Source organism: Pseudomonas azadiae, assembly GCF_019145355.1.
GTDB classification, from domain to species: domain Bacteria; phylum Pseudomonadota; class Gammaproteobacteria; order Pseudomonadales; family Pseudomonadaceae; genus Aquipseudomonas; species Aquipseudomonas azadiae.
This window is the reverse complement of sequence record NZ_JAHSTY010000002.1, coordinates 845,507-860,819: the sequence shown is the minus strand read 5'-3', so window position 1 is coordinate 860,819 and position 15,313 is coordinate 845,507. Positions and strand designations below refer to the sequence as shown.

Annotated in this window: 11 protein-coding genes and 1 pseudogene; 4 read left to right on the top strand and 8 right to left on the bottom strand. The window is 60.5% G+C overall.

The genetic code is table 11. The features are described 5' to 3' along the window. The first annotated feature begins 200 nt into the window (after positions 1-200). The 3 genes from KVG91_RS20315 (at position 201) to KVG91_RS20305 (ending at position 3,700) form a co-directional block, all read left to right on the top strand. Positions 201-1,331: a carbon-nitrogen hydrolase family protein gene (locus tag KVG91_RS20315; RefSeq protein ID WP_169375816.1), complete on the top strand. Its 1,131-nt coding sequence runs from the start codon at positions 201-203 to the stop codon at positions 1,329-1,331. Next, the gene (locus KVG91_RS20310; protein WP_169375815.1) at positions 1,328-2,362 is read left to right on the top strand and encodes an AraC family transcriptional regulator; all 1,035 of its coding nucleotides are present in this window, start codon (positions 1,328-1,330) and stop codon (positions 2,360-2,362) included. Before KVG91_RS20315 ends, KVG91_RS20310 begins: the two co-directional genes overlap by 4 nt. Before the next feature lie 333 nt (positions 2,363-2,695). Continuing rightward, positions 2,696-3,700, top strand: coding sequence for a transketolase-like TK C-terminal-containing protein (locus tag KVG91_RS20305; RefSeq protein WP_169375814.1), 1,005 nt, complete (start codon positions 2,696-2,698; stop codon positions 3,698-3,700). Positions 3,701-3,824: 124 nt separating this feature from the next. Here the strand turns inward: KVG91_RS20305 and KVG91_RS20300 are convergent, their stop codons facing one another. Further along, positions 3,825-4,295, bottom strand: coding sequence for a MarR family winged helix-turn-helix transcriptional regulator (locus tag KVG91_RS20300; RefSeq protein ID WP_169375813.1), 471 nt, complete (start codon positions 4,293-4,295; stop codon positions 3,825-3,827). A gap of 143 nt (positions 4,296-4,438) precedes the next feature. Here KVG91_RS20300 and aceE point away from each other — a divergent pair, with 143 nt between their 5' ends. Further along, entirely contained in the window at positions 4,439-7,099 is a 2,661-nt protein-coding gene (aceE, locus tag KVG91_RS20295) for a pyruvate dehydrogenase (acetyl-transferring), homodimeric type (RefSeq protein WP_169375812.1), read from the top strand. Position 7,100: 1 nt separating this feature from the next. Here the strand turns inward: aceE and KVG91_RS20290 are convergent, their stop codons facing one another. The 7 genes and pseudogenes from KVG91_RS20290 to clpX all read right to left on the bottom strand — a co-directional run bounded on the left by KVG91_RS20290 (position 7,101) and on the right by clpX (position 15,224). Further along, positions 7,101-7,889: a DUF2242 domain-containing protein gene (locus KVG91_RS20290; protein ID WP_169375811.1), complete on the bottom strand. Its 789-nt coding sequence runs from the start codon at positions 7,887-7,889 to the stop codon at positions 7,101-7,103. Positions 7,890-7,978: 89 nt separating this feature from the next. Then, a pseudogene (locus tag KVG91_RS27630) lies at positions 7,979-8,101 on the bottom strand (LysR family transcriptional regulator); the annotation flags it as partial. Positions 8,102-8,220: 119 nt separating this feature from the next. Beyond that, positions 8,221-8,730, bottom strand: coding sequence for a GNAT family N-acetyltransferase (locus tag KVG91_RS20285; protein ID WP_169375847.1), 510 nt, complete (start codon positions 8,728-8,730; stop codon positions 8,221-8,223). Positions 8,731-8,843: 113 nt separating this feature from the next. After that, positions 8,844-10,718 carry a SurA N-terminal domain-containing protein gene (locus KVG91_RS20280; protein WP_169375810.1) on the bottom strand — a complete coding sequence of 625 codons (1,875 nt, stop codon included), beginning with the start codon at positions 10,716-10,718 and terminating at the stop codon, positions 8,844-8,846. 230 nt (positions 10,719-10,948) lie between these two features. Then, positions 10,949-11,221 carry an HU family DNA-binding protein gene (locus tag KVG91_RS20275; protein WP_003174819.1) on the bottom strand — a complete coding sequence of 91 codons (273 nt, stop codon included), beginning with the start codon at positions 11,219-11,221 and terminating at the stop codon, positions 10,949-10,951. A 148-nt stretch (positions 11,222-11,369) separates the two neighbouring features. Next, a complete protein-coding gene (lon, locus tag KVG91_RS20270; RefSeq protein WP_076950892.1) occupies positions 11,370-13,766 on the bottom strand; it encodes an endopeptidase La in 2,397 nt (798 codons plus the stop codon). 174 nt (positions 13,767-13,940) lie between these two features. Further along, positions 13,941-15,224 carry an ATP-dependent Clp protease ATP-binding subunit ClpX gene (gene clpX, locus KVG91_RS20265; protein ID WP_010209414.1) on the bottom strand — a complete coding sequence of 428 codons (1,284 nt, stop codon included), beginning with the start codon at positions 15,222-15,224 and terminating at the stop codon, positions 13,941-13,943. Positions 15,225-15,313 lie beyond the last annotated feature (89 nt).

Here is a 15,313-nt window from a genome sequence, read left to right as displayed (position 1 = left end):
ACAACGGATCATCACGGGCGTGACGGGCTCATACGGCCCGCCATCGGTTTATGCCCCACAGACTAAGAGTCGGCGCACTACCGCTCAATCACCGAAACTGACAAGTTATTGATCCAAATGCACAGCGCCCCTTGGCAAGCCTTGCCCTGGGCCCTACCCTAGTCGGCGAACCCTGCACACGGTCTGTTGTCAGTTGCCCCATGCGTAAACTTCTAGCGTTCACCGTCACCATGGCCCTGGTTGCCGCCGTCGCCGCGTATCTGGCCTGGACCCAGGAGCGCCCCGTGGCGCATTACCTGTCCGACCTGCGTATTACCCTCGCCGTCAATGAAGGCCTGCCGGCCGACCGTGGCAACCTGGTGGGCATCCAGCCGGAGCTGTTCCCGGCGGACTACCAGAGCCTGGAACGCCTGCACCTGAAGCTCTCGGCCTACCTGCAAAAAGCCCGGGATCTGGGGCTGATCAACCACAAGACGGTCGTGGTTTTGCCCGAGCATATTGGCACCTGGCTGATGCTCACCGGTGAAAAGAACGAGGTGTACCAGGCGCTTCACGTCAAAGACGCGATGAATTGGCTGTCGGTGAGCAACCCATTGCAGTTTGCCCGCGCCTGGATCAGCGCCACCGGCGACAGCCGTACCGACGACGCCTACCTGCGCATGAAAGCGCCTGGCATGGCGCGCGACTACCAAGTGTTGTTTGGCGGCCTGGCCAAGGAATTCGGGGTCACGCTGGTGGCCGGTTCCATCACCCTGCCCAACCCAAGCGTCAGCCAGGGGCAACTGCAGGTCGGCCACGGCGCGCTGTACAACGCCAGCGTTGTGTTCAACGCGGACGGATTGCCCGTGGGCCAGCCACAGCGGCAGTTGTACCCGATCTACGATGAGCGGGGTTTTATCGAACCGGGTGATGAAAACGTCGTCAGCGTGGTCGACACCCCGGCCGGCCGATTGGGCGTACTGGTCGGCAGCGACAGCTGGTACCCGGACAACTACCGCAAGCTCAACGAACAAGGCGCGCAACTGATCGCGGTGCCGGCCTTTGTACTGGGCCGTGATACCTGGGACCGCCCTTGGCGTGGATTCAAGAGTGTTTCCACCCCGACCGAAATCAGCCTCAAGCCCGAAGAACTCAGTGAAGGCGAAGCCTGGCGTCGCCTCACGCTGATCAGCCAGCCACCGATCAGCCAGGCAAGCGCCGGCATGAGCGTGTTCCTGCGCGGGCAGTTCTGGGACCTGGCCACTGCGGGCCATAGCTTCGCCAGCCGCCAAGGGCAAGTCAGCGCCGATGGCGAGGCCCGTGGCGCGCGTTTGTTGAATCTCTGGCTGTGAAGCCGGTTCGGCTGGGGGATCTGTCGGTGGGCTTCGTGCACGCCCTGGCCGATGCCATCCACAGCCACGGCCTGGACCCGCAGCCGCTGCTGCTGCAATACGGCCTGGACCCGGCCCGCCTGGCCGAGGCCGGTGCACGCTTGTCGATCCCGCGTTACATGCGCCTGGGCCATGCGGCTATCCAACTCACCGGCGACCCGGGCCTGGGCCTGCGCATGGGCCAGCTCGGCCGCCTGAGCCAGGCGGGGCTGGCGGGCGTCACCGCCGCCCAGGCGCCCAACGTGCGCGAGGCGGCGCGGGCACTGACCCGCTTCGAAGCGCTGTACGGTTCCAATTATCGTGGGCAGTCGAGCTTTGTCGAAGATGCCAATGGCGCCTGGCTGCGCTTCTATTCCATCAGCCCCTACAACGCCTACAACCGTTTTGTGGTGGACTCGATCATCGCCGGCTGGCTGCACCAATTGTCCAGCCTGGCCCAGCAACCGGTGCTGGCGCAGCGGGTCGACATCGAGTTCGAGGCGCCGTCCTACAGTGAACAGTACAACGTGCTCGCTGACGGCCCGATCCACTTCGGCGCCGAAGCCAACCAACTGCGCCTCAACCAGCACACCCTGGCGTTGCGCAACCCCCAGCACTGCCCCAGCACCTGGAACCTGCTGTTACAACTGTGCGAGAGAGAGTTGGAGCAATTGACCCGCACCCGCAGCCTGCGCGAGCGCATTACCCGTTTGCTCGGGCCGATGCTCAATGGCGGCCGGGAACCCGACCTGGAAGAAGTGGCGGCGCGCTTGAAGCTGCCAACCTGGACGCTGCGCCGCAAACTGGCCGAAGAAGGCACACAGTTCCGGGCGATTCTCAACGATACCCGCCGTGACCTGGCCATGACCTACATTCGCGATACGGAACTGGCGTTCGGCGAGATCGCCTACTTGCTCGGTTTTGCCTCGGCCCAAGCGTTTCAAAGGGCATTCAGGCGGTGGAACAACCAGACCCCAGGGGAATTCCGCCGCAGTCAGCGGCATTGCGCCTGAGGTCGGTCTTACAGCTCGGTTGCATCATCTGCAGGTTCCAAAGGGTCCCACTCAATCGCGCAGTACTCGAGCAGTTCTTCCTGGTAGTCGTCCATCGTCAAACTCCTTATTGAATTAAAAGCGGCTGCAGATAAATGACCTGCATGACCAGCCTAAAGTGCCGTTGTGACGAAAAAATGTAGGCGTCATGACGTTCCTGCACTCAAGGATTAAACGTAGCAGCGTTATGTGAATTTAGCAGTCGAAGCTTTAGGCGCAATTGCAATCATTGCAATTGCAATCATGTGGTGAATTCCATTAGGGTAGCCGCATCCGTTATTAGGTGACTCGCCCATGCCCGCCTCCACCCTTGCCTGTGCGCAACGCTGCATCGACGTTTTGAGCGCCGCCGACGGCTCTGCCCACTCACCGCTGTACACCGTGATGACCATGGCCAACACCCTCGAATCCACCCGACAGGCGTGGGTGATTCGCGGCCAGTCACGCTCCCGGCGCGTGGGTAACTGGCCCAGCTGGTTCGCGCGCAATACCGTCGAAAAACCCTTGCTGTACCTGCACAGCGCGCAATCATCGGCACAGTTGAGTGCGCTGGCGGACGTGACCCAGCAGCGCGGCATCCTGTGCAACGACATCGAAAACCAGCCGTCGCCCTGGCCCAGAGGTGCACAACCATCCCTGCCGCTGTGGCTCGCTGCCCATCCACGTTGCACGCCATACGACCCGGCTTGCGGCGAGGAAGCCCGGGCGATCGTGCTGGCCGCGTTGCGTGCGCTGTATGTCGACGGCAAGCCCGGTTTTTATTACCTGGCGCTGCATGATCAGGAAAGCGCGGCGGCGTTGAGTGCGCAGGACTGCGAGGGCGTGCTCAAGGGCATGTACCCGATCAGGCGCAATCACGCGGGCGACGTGCGCTTGCTGGGTGCAGGCCGCGCACTCGAAGAAGTCCAGCACGCCGCGCGGTTGCTGGAGCAGGATTGGAACATCACGGCGCAGGTATGGAGTTGCCCCAGCTACACGCGACTGGCGCGGGAGGCGGCGGCCGCTGAACGCTGGAATCGGCTGCACCCCACAGCGCCCAAGCGCAGTTGCCATCTGCGTGAATGCCTGGCCGCCAATGCGGCGCCGGTGATTGCCGTCACCGGGTATCCGCAGGCGATTGTCGATCAGTTGGCGGGATATGTGGATGCACGGTTTGTGGCGCTGGGAGCGGGGTCGGTACAGGCCGGGGCGCCGAGTCGGTATTGGATTGTGGTGATGGCGCTACGGGCGTTGGCGGATGAGGGGCGGACTGATCTTCAGCAGGTGGAAACAGCGATGGCCCGGTACCCACTCAAATGAACTGGAATGCCGTCAACTGTGGGAGCTGGCTTGCCTGCGATAGCGGTACATCAGCCAAGGATGTGGTGACTGACGGTCCGCTATCGCAGGCAAGCCAGCTCCCACATTGGATCTCTACTGAGGCTCAGGTTTTGCGCCGGCTTCGGGTCTGTACCCCGGCCTCCATCGCCAGCCCCGCTGTGCGCTCCAGGGCATCGGCAAAACCCTGGCGTTGCTCCGGCTCGATCTGCGACAGGAACAACTCATCCACGGTGCTTTCGTAGATCGTCCACATCTGTTTACGCAGCAATCGCCCGGCATCGGTGATTGAGGCAAACGCCGCGCGGCCGTCGCCGTCGGAGCGAGAACGTACCACGAGGCCGTCCTTTTCGAGGCGGTCGACCAGGCGCGTGAGGTTGTAGCGCTCGATGGCCAGCACATCCGCCAGCTCATGCATGCGACGGGTGCCGTCGGGGCCGCTTTCCAGGCCCCAGAGCGCGTCGTACCAGGCATACGGCGGCAAGCCCGCCTCGGCCAGGCGGCGTTCGATTTCACGGATGACCGTCCTGTGGGCCCTGACAAACCGGAACCATACATCAGGCTCTTTCGACGACATGCAACACCATCCGGGCGATTTCAAGAAGGTTGCAATAGTAGCTCATCCCGCGCTAGATTCGGTTATGTAGTTGCAATTGCAATTAGTTTGACGGCATTCCCACAAAGTGTCGTCACTTGAATCCGCCTACCCAGGAGCCCCACATGACCCCGAACAACGCAGTCGGACGCGACGACGACCCGCAGGAAACCCGCGAGTGGCTGGAGTCCATCGAATCGGTGCTGTCCACCGAAGGCCGCCCGCGCGCCCACTACCTGATCGATCAATTGCTGGATTTCGATGTGGCGCGCCATGGCGACTTCTACGGGCGCGTCACCACGCCTTACGTCAACAGCATCCCGGTGGATCGCCAGTTGCCCTACCCCGGCAACCTGGCGATCGAACGCCGAACCAACGCGTACATCCGCTGGAACGCCATGGCGATGGTGTTGCGTGCAGGCAAGCACTCCGGGGTGGGTGGCCACATCGCCACTTATGCGTCAGCCGCGGTGCTGTATGACGTAGGCTTCGACCATTTTTTCCGTGGCCGTACCGAAGCCTTTGACGGCGATCTGGTGTACATACAAGGCCACTCATCCCCCGGCATCTACGGCCGCGCCTACCTGGAAGGCCGTATCAGCGACGCCCAGCTCGACAACTTCCGCCGCGAGGCCGGTGGCGAAGGTATTTCGTCCTACCCGCACCCACGCCTGATGCCGGACTTCTGGCAATTCCCTACCGTATCCATGGGGCTCGGGCCCATCACCGCCGCTTACCAGGCTCGCTTCATGCGCTACCTGGAACTGCGCGCGCTCAAGCCGCATCAGGGCCGCAAGGTCTGGGCCTTTCTGGGTGATGGCGAAATGGACCAACCGGAATCCCTGGCTGCCATCTCACTGGCCGGGCGCGAGAAACTCGACAACCTGATCTTCGTGGTCAACTGCAACCTGCAACGCCTGGACGGTCCCGTGCGCGGCAACGCCAAGGTGATCCAGGAGTTTGAAAGCCTGTACCGTGCCGCCGGCTGGAACGTGATCAAAGTGATCTGGGGCGGAGGCTGGGACGCACTGCTGGAAAAGGACTCAACCGGCCTGCTGCGCCAACGCATGATGGAATGCGTGGACGGCGATTATCAGAACTACAAATCACAGAACGGCGCTTACGTGCGCGAGCACTTCTTCGGTAAATATCCGGAGCTCCTGGCGTTGGTTGCAGACATGTCCGACGACGATATCTGGAAACTCTCACGAGGCGGGCACGACCCCGACAAGGTCTACAACGCCTACGCTGCTGCCGTGCGCCACCGTGGCCAACCCACGGTGATCCTGGCGAAAACCGTGAAGGGTTTTGGCATGGGGGAAGCCGGCGAAGGCCAGAACATCAATCACCAGTTGAAGAAGATGGGCGCCGATGCGGTGAGAGCGTTCCGTGACCGCTTCGGCCTGGAAGTGGCCGACGACCAGCTCGCCGACATCCCCTACCTCAAGCCTGCCGCCGACAGCGCAGAAGCGCACTACTTCGCCGCCCGCCGCCAGGCCCTCGGCGGCTACGTGCCGGCGCGCCACAGCGCGGTGCAGCCGCTGCAAATCCCGGAACTCTCGGCGTTCGCGACTCAGCTCAAGGACACCGGCGAGCGCGCGATCTCGACCACCATGGCGTTCGTGCGCATCCTCGGCACCTTGCTCAAGGACCCACACCTGGGCAAGCTGATCGTGCCCATCGTACCGGACGAATCGCGCACCTTCGGCATGGAAAGCCTGTTCCGCCAGATCGGCATCCATTCCGCCGTCGGCCAGCTCTATACCCCACAGGACGCAGGGCAACTGAGCTACTACAAGGAAAGCAAGGACGGGCAGATCATGCAGGAAGGCCTGAATGAATCCGGCGCCATTTCCTCATGGATCGCGGCAAGCACGTCCTACAGCAATCACGGCCTGATGACCGTGCCGTTCTATATCTTTTATTCGATGTTCGGCTTCCAGCGGGTCGGCGACCTCGCCTGGGCGGCAGGCGATGCACGCGCGCGCGGATTCCTGCTGGGCGCCACGGCCGGTCGCACCACATTGATGGGCGAAGGCTTGCAGCATGACGACGGCCACAGCCATATCCTGTCGTCGGTGATTCCGTGCTGTGTGTCCTACGACCCGACGTTTGCCTACGAACTGGCGGTGATCATTCGCGAGGGCATGCGGCGCATGTATGTCGAACAAGAGGACATTTATTACTACATCACCCTGCTCAACGAAAACTACCCGCACCCGGCGATGCCCGAAGGCGTGGACGAGGGGATTCTCAAGGGCATGTATCGCCTGAGCACAAGCAAACATGCGCAAGTCCAACTGATGGGCAGTGGCTCGATTCTGCGGGAAGTAATGGCGGCCGCTGAACTGCTGGAGAAGGATTTCGGCCTGCACAGCGACATATGGAGCGCCACCAGCCTCACTGAGTTGCGCCGTGACGGTCATGAGGCCGAGCGATGGAACCTGCTGCACCCGCAGGACGAGCCACGGACCAGTTATGTGGAGCAACGCCTGGCGGGCCAACCGGGGCCGCTGGTGGTGGCGACGGACTATATGAAGCTCTTTGCCGACCAGATCCGCCCATTTGTGACAGGCCGTCGCTTCGTGGCGCTGGGCACCGACGGCTTCGGGCAATCGGATACCCGGGAAACTTTGCGGGCGTTTTTTGAAGTGGACCGGCACTTCATCGCGCTGGCGGCCTTGAAGGCACTGGCCGATGACGGTGTGATCGGACGCGACAAGGTCAGCGAGGCGATCAGCCGCTACGGGATCAACGTCGACAAGGCGAACCCCGTAGCGGTCTGAGTTACTGCGCAGGCGTCGGCAGGGGCGGAATCGCTTCTGTCGGCGGCGCCAGATCCGGGTTGGCGGCCGGCGGAGCAGGCTCAGCTTGCGGAGCAATCGGCGCAGCCTCGGCAGGTGGCGTAACCGGTTGTGAGGCGCCAGGTTCTGCAACCGCAGGCTCTGCCTTCGGCGGCTCCATCTTCTCGGCGGCCGGGGCGGCCTTGGGTTCCGGAACGCCCAGGTCAGCCTTGGGCTTTTCAGGGATATTCTCGGCCTTCTTCACCTCTTGCGGCAGGAACACATCCACCAACGCGAAGTAACGATCGTAGAATTTCGGCGCCGAAACGGTCTCGCTGGCCACCTTCACCATCGAGTCATCGGTGGAACCGATCGGCATGGATACCGAGCCCAGCACCCCGACCCCCAGGCTCGCGGAGTTGTTGACCTTCTTCAGCGCATAACGGTCCTGCAAGGCGTTGGCAAACATCGTCGAATGGTTGGTGCCTTTGCCATCATCGGCACACACGACGTTGAAGCTGATTTGCAGGTGGGACTCGCCGGTCTGCTGGAAGCTCTTGTTACCGACGACCAGCTTTGGATCGCTGCTGGTGATGATATAGCCCTGGCTCAGCAAGGCACGCCGCGCGGCTTCGCACGCCGCGACGTCAGTCACCGGGTAATCGCGCGAAAACGTACCGGAGTCGTCGAAATTCTCATGTTCATAAATAGCGGTCTTGGGTGACGAGCAGCCCGCGGCGCCCGCCAACACCAGCGCCAGCCCGAGGCTACGCAAGTGAAATGATGTCGACATTGAAAATCCTGAGGAAAACGGTCCGGGCGGTATTGTGCAACAGAACGAGGCCTTGGCGCGCGCATTCCTGTCGGTAAAACGTCACAGCCTCAGCCTACAGCGCCTGCAGGAAAAAGCCCTGCGCACATGTGATCAATAAACACGCGCAGTTTGGCCGAAGCATGGCGACTTGATGGCCACAACATCCAGAAACTGCCCCGGTGCTTCATGTAGAACGGCGCCGGCCAAATCGGGCGGTGGACTGGCGGGCGGTGTGTTGCCCCAGAGCTGGGGCGTCAGCGCGTTTGCCTGGGCGGTCGCGCTGCTGATGCTACTGGCGCTGGCCGGCGCGTTACAGATTGCGCCCCAGCAACTGGCCCGGCCATCTCTCCAAATCGAGGATTGAAAGGCGCTCATACCCGCAGGACTCGTAAAAACGCACCAGATCCCCTGTGCCGCCGGCGTAGCAGTCCACGCGCAGGTGCGTCACCCCGGCAGCGCGGGCGCGCTCATCGGCGAAAGCCAGCAGCCGCCGACCCAGGCCACGCGCACGCGTGTCGCGCGCCGCGATCAACAATCGCACATAGACTTCCGGTCCGGTCGCCGCCGGCACGTAAGGCATAGGCTCGCCCAGCACGAGCGCCGCCAGTATTTGCCCCTGCGCCGCCTCGACTACCCACGCATCCGGCATCGCGCAGGCGTCCGTCACCTGCGCTACCCGCCGAGGCAAAGCCGACCAGGGCTGCGTGCCCCATTGAGCGTTATTGCCCCTGTCAACGAACCAGGCGATTACCCCGTCAAACACCTGCAACACCGCAGGGGCATCCGCCACGGTGGCGCGACGGATCACCCAACCCTCCATGCCTGGATCGAACACGCGTCAGACTCCTTCATCGGTGACAGTGAATGCCCAGTCTAGCGCAACAAAAAAGCCCCCGGGCTTTTCAGACCGGGGGCTTTTTGTTCACACCGACATCAGTACTTCTTGATGTCAGCCTTGGTTTCCAACTGCTTGCGGTAGGCCGCGAAATCCTGCTGGCCGATACGGGATGCGAGGAAGCGGCGGTATTGCGCCTTTTCTTCGTCCGTTGGGGCAGCGGCTTCATTGACACCGTTCAAGCGCACGATCACCAGGCTGCCGTCAGCCAGGGTCACGGTGGTGAAGGTCGGCTTGTCCTTGGCCGCAGGCTTGGGCATGCGGAACAGGGCTTGCAACACGGCAGGGTCGATCGCTTCCTGGCTACGGGTAGCCGCTTCAGTGACTTTCCATGCCTGACCGTCTACCGGCTGGTTCAGCGGGGTCTTGCCATTACGCAGGCTGGCGATCAACTCGTCGGCATGGGTCTTGGCAGCCGCGCTGGCGCGTTCCTTGGCCATCTGCGTACGAATCGCCGCGGAAACACTTTCCAGCGGCAGTTGCGCAGGTTTACGGTGCTCTTTGGCACGCAGCACGATGATGGTTTCCGGGTCCAGCTCGATGGCGCTGCTGTTGGCACCTTCATTCAGCACTTCCGGGCTGAACGCAGCAGTGACCACGGCACGGTTGGCCGCAACACCTTCGCCACCTTCACGGCCAAACGGCGCGGAGGTGTGCACGGTCAGCTTGAGGTCGGAAGCCGGCTGGGCCAGGTCGGACGCTTCGAATGCCGCATCTTCCAATTGCTTGGTCGCTTCGACAAAACGCTGCTCGACCTGCTGGGTCTTGAGCTCTTTGGTCAGCTTGTCCTTCAGGCTGGCGAACGTCGGCACTTGCGGTGCTTCAACGCCCAGCAGCTTGATCAGGTGCCAACCGAAGGCGCTGCGCACCGGTGCCGAGACCTGGTCCTTGTTCAACGCGTACAAGGCGGTTTCGAAGTCCGGGTCGTACACGCCAGGGCCGGCAAAGCCCAGGTCGCCGCCGGTGTTGGCCGAACCTGGATCCTGGGAGAACTCCTTGGCCAGGGCTTCGAACTGCTCGCCCTTGGCCAGGCGCGCTTGGATTTCTTCGATCTTGGCTTTGGCTTGCGCGTCGCTGACCTTGTCGTTGACTTCGATCAGGATGTGCGCCGCGCGACGCTGTTCAGCGAGGTTGGCGGTTTCTTTCTGATAAGCCGCCTGCAGCTCATCGTCCTTGACGCTGACCTGGTCGAAGAAGGACGACTTCTTCAGTTCCAGGTAGTCGATGACCACTTGATCAGGGGTCATGAACTCTTTGGCGTGCTGGTCGTAGTAAGCCTTGACCTCGTCATCGGTGAGTTTCACCGCCGCAGGGTTGGCCTTGATGTTGACGGTGGCAAAATCGCGGGTCTGTTTTTCCAGACGGGCGAATGCCAGTACTTCAGCGTCGGTGACGAAACCGCTGCCGGCGATGCCTGCGCGAACCTGGCCGATCAGCATTTCCTGGGTCAGCATCTGACGGAATTGCAGACGGCCGTAGCCCAACTGACGGATCACCTGGTCAAAGCGTTCGGCATTGAATTTGCCGTCCACCTGGAATTCCGGTGTCTGCAGGATCACCTGGTCCAGGGCAGCTTCAGAGAAGCCGAACTTGGAATCCGTGGCACCTTGCAGCAGCAGCTTGCGATCGATCAGGCTTTTGAGGGCCGCCTCGCGCAGCAATTTTTCGTCCAGCAGGGAAGCATCGAAATCCTTGCCCAGCTGTTGCATCAGCTGGCGACGTTGCATGTCGACAGCCTGGCTCAGTTCGGTCTGGGTGATTGCCTCACCGTTGACCTTGGCCACGTCCTGCTTACTGTTACCCGAAGCCTGGAAAATGGCTTCGATACCGGTGAACGCCATCAATGCGACGATGATCCCGATAATGGTTTTGGCAATCCAGCCTTGTGAATTGTCCCTGATATTTTGCAGCATGCGTCCCCCAGAAACGGTTGAACTTCAAAAATAGGCAACCGTGGAGCGTGGGTAGAGTCCGGATAGAAGAAAGGCGCATCCGAGGATGCGCCTTCTCGTAACTGGCGGAGCGGACGGGGGTTTGAACCCACACCCCCGGCATGCGACCCGATGGATACGTGGGTCGGCTGCCGCTCCGCTGCCAGGCCGGACCTGCGTCCGACCCGGGTAGGTCAAGGCTTGATCGGAGCTTAGTTAACGGCTTCTTTCAGGGCTTTACCGGCTTTGAAACCTGGTTTCTTGGCAGCAGCGATTTGCAGTGCTTTGCCAGTCTGTGGGTTACGGCCAGTGCGAGCTGGGCGATCAGTCACAGAGAACGTACCGAAGCCTACCAGGACCACGGAGTCGCCGGCCTTCAGAGCGCCAGTGACGGATTCGATTACTGCATCCAGCGCACGGCCGGCAGCAGCTTTCGGGATATCAGCGGATGCAGCGATAGCATCAATCAGTTCCGACTTGTTCACTCTAAGTCCCCTTATATATCTATTGAGTATAATTCTAAGTTTTTTGGTAAAAGCAAAAACCAGTGCTGAATGGCCTACAGACACTTAAGAGCCGCTTTATAACAAGGGCTCTAAAAAGCTGTCAAGGAAGCCCCCAGGCTTATTCGCATTAATGCGTGCTAATTCTTTCCTTGGAATCAGACTCGCGTTTTTCATCTTTCGCGACAATCTCCGGAGCCACATCCGGCAAGGGCTCCGGCGCGTATTGCAGCGCAATTTGCAGGACCTCGTCAATCCATTTAACCGGTTTAATCTGAAGATCCTGCTTGATGTTGTCAGGAATTTCCTTCAAGTCGCGAACATTCTCTTCCGGAATGATCACCGTCTTGATACCCCCTCGGTGTGCGGCGAGCAATTTCTCTTTCAAACCACCAATAGCCAATACCTGGCCACGCAGGGTAATTTCCCCGGTCATTGCGACATCGGCGCGCACCGGAATGCCGGTCAAGGCCGACACCAGGGCCGTGCACATGCCTACACCGGCGCTGGGGCCGTCTTTCGGCGTTGCGCCTTCGGGCATATGGATGTGGGTGTCGTGCTTCTCGTGGAAGTCCAGGGGGATGCCCAGGCTGCGGGCGCGGCTGCGCACCACGGTCTGCGCGGCGGTGATGGATTCGACCATCACGTCACCCAGGGAACCGGTCTTGATCAGCTGGCCTTTGCCCGGAATGACCGCAGCCTCGATGGTCAGCAATTCGCCGCCCACCTGGGTCCACGCCAGCCCGGTCACCTGCCCGACCTGATCCTGTTGTTCGGCCAGGCCGTAACGGAATTTCTTCACGCCCAGGAAGTGTTCCAGGGAGTCGGCAACCACCTTCACCGAGAAGCGTTTTTCCAGCGAGTGTTCCTTGACCGCTTTGCGGCAGATCTTCGCGATCTGGCGCTCCAGGCCCCTCACACCGGCCTCGCGGGTGTAGTAACGCACGATGTCGCGGATCGCTTCGACGTCAATTTCGATCTCGCCCTTCTTCAGGCCGTTGGCCGAAATCTGCTTGGGCGCGAGGTATTTGACGGCGATGTTGATCTTCTCGTCTTCGGTGTAACCCGGCAGACGAATCACTTCCATGCGGTCCAGCAACGCCGGTGGGATGTTCATGGAGTTGGAGGTGCACAGGAACATTACGTCGGACAGGTCGTAGTCGACTTCCAGGTAATGGTCGTTGAAATTGTGGTTCTGCTCGGGGTCGAGCACTTCGAGCAAGGCCGATGCCGGATCGCCGCGCATGTCGCTGCCCATTTTGTCGATTTCATCGAGCAGGAACAGCGGGTTGCGCACGCCGACTTTCGTCATCTTTTGAATCAATCTTCCGGGCATCGAACCGATGTATGTACGGCGATGACCACGGATTTCCGCCTCGTCACGCACACCACCCAGGGCCATGCGCACAAACTTGCGGTTGGTTGCGCTGGCAATCGACTCGGCCAGGGAAGTTTTGCCGACGCCAGGAGGACCGACCAGGCAAAGCACCGGACCGCGAATCTTCTTCACACGCTTTTGCACGGCGAGGTATTCGAGGATGCGTTCCTTGACTTCTTCGAGGCCATAATGGTCGGCATCGAGGATTTCTTCGGCGCGGGCCAGGTCCAGGCGCACCTTGGTCTGGGCTTTCCACGGCACCTGCACCAGCCAGTCGATGTAGGAGCGCACCACGGTGGCTTCGGCCGACATCGGCGACATTTGCTTGAGCTTGTTCAGCTCGGCGGTGGCCTTGGCCAGGGCGTCTTTGGGCAGGCCGGCGGCATCGATGCGCTTTTTCAGCTCTTCGATCTCGTTATGGCCTTCCTCGCTGTCGCCGAGCTCCTTCTGAATGGCCTTCATCTGCTCGTTCAGGTAGTACTCGCGCTGGCTGCGCTCCATTTGTTTCTTCACGCGGCCACGGATGCGCTTCTCGACCTGCAACAGGTCAATTTCGGCATCGAGCAGCGCCAGCACGTGTTCAACACGGGCCGGCAGGTCGATGATTTCGAGGATGTCTTGCTTCTGCTCGATTTTCAGCGCCATGTGCGCCGCCATGGTGTCCACCAGGCGGCCGGGCTCATCAATGCTGTTCAGGGAAGACAGGACTTCAGCCGGGACCTTCTTGCCCAACTGCACATACTGCTCGAATTGCGAGAGCAGGCTGCGTACGAAAACTTCGGATTCGCGCTCCGGGGCTTCGACTTCGTCAATCAGCGCCACTTCAGCGCGCAGGTGACCATCCACCTCCATGAAGCGCTCGACCGCACCGCGTTGCTCGCCTTCCACCAGCACCTTGACGGTGCCATCGGGCAGCTTGAGCAATTGCAGCACGGTAGCAACGGTACCGACGCGATACAGGGCATCTTCGCCTGGATCATCATCAGCAGGATTTCTCTGGGCCAACAGCAGGATTTGCTTGTCGCCCGTCATCGCGGCCTCGAGGGCTTCGATAGACTTCTCCCGCCCCACGAACAGCGGGATAACCATGTGCGGATAGACGACGACATCACGCAACGGCAGGAGAGGCAATTCAATGGTTGTCTTCATGATTTCGCCTCTATGACAGTTGAAAAATAAACATGAAACCAAGATGGGGGCTGCATGCAAAAAAAACAAGCTTATTGCCAGCAGTTAAACGCAGTAAACACTCGGGCGTAAAAAACGCCGGAAAAACAAAGGGGCCCCTGAAGGCCCCTTGTTTACACCGAACCTGCGAAACGCTTACGCGTCTGGCGCAGCCTTGGCAGCCGGCTCACTGTTTTCGTAGATATACAGTGGCTTGGACTTACCTTCTATGACGCTTTCGTCGATCACCACTTTACTCACCTCGGACTGCGAGGGGATTTCGTACATGGTGTCGAGCAGCACGCCTTCGAGAATCGAACGCAGGCCACGAGCACCGGTCTTGCGCTCCAGTGCCCGCTTGGCCACCGATTTGAGTGCGTCGGTACGGAACTCGAGGTCTACACCTTCCATTTCGAACAACTTGGCGTATTGCTTGGTCAGGGCATTTTTCGGCTCGGTGAGGATCTGGATCAACGCAGCCTCGTCCAGCTCGTCCAACGTGGCCAGGACCGGCAGACGACCCACGAATTCCGGGATCAGACCGAACTTGACCAGATCGTCAGGCTCGACTTCACGCAGGGACTCGCCGACCTTCTTGCCTTCTTCCTTGCTGCGCACTTCGGCACTGAAACCAATACCACCCCGGGTGGAGCGCTGCTGGATAACTTTTTCCAGGCCGGAGAACGCACCGCCACAGATAAACAGGATGTTGCGCGTATCAACCTGCAGGAATTCCTGTTGCGGGTGCTTGCGGCCGCCTTGTGGCGGTACGGAAGCCACCGTGCCTTCGATCAGCTTCAACAGGGCTTGCTGCACGCCTTCACCGGAAACGTCCCGTGTGATCGACGGGTTGTCCGACTTGCGCGAGATCTTGTCGATTTCGTCGATGTAGACGATACCCATCTGGGCCTTCTCTACGTCGTAGTCGCACTTCTGCAGCAGTTTCTGAATGATGTTCTCGACATCCTCGCCCACGTAGCCAGCCTCGGTGAGGGTGGTGGCGTCGGCGATGGTGAACGGAACGTTCAGCAGGCGAGCGAGGGTTTCTGCAAGCAAGGTTTTACCCGAGCCTGTAGGACCGATCAGCAAGATGTTGCTCTTGCCGAGTTCGACTTCGTCGCCTTTCTTGTCACGCTGGTTCAAACGCTTGTAGTGGTTGTACACCGCTACGGCCAGAACCTTCTTTGCACGCTCTTGACCAATCACGTACTGGTCAAGGATGCCGCTGATTTCTTTAGGCGAAGGCAATTTATGCGCGCTGCTTTCGGCCTGGGCTTCCTGCACCTCCTCACGGATGATGTCATTGCACAGGTCGACGCACTCGTCGCAGATAAAGACCGAGGGGCCGGCAATCAACTTGCGTACTTCATGCTGGCTTTTGCCACAGAAGGAGCAATAAAGCAGCTTGCCGTTGTCCTCGCCGTTGCGGGTGTCAGTCATTCGTTCGATCCAAATCCGATAGGCTTGCAACACAAGATGAAGGCTTATGCGGGCTTTTTCAAGCCCGCCAGTGGTCGGACATGCCGACC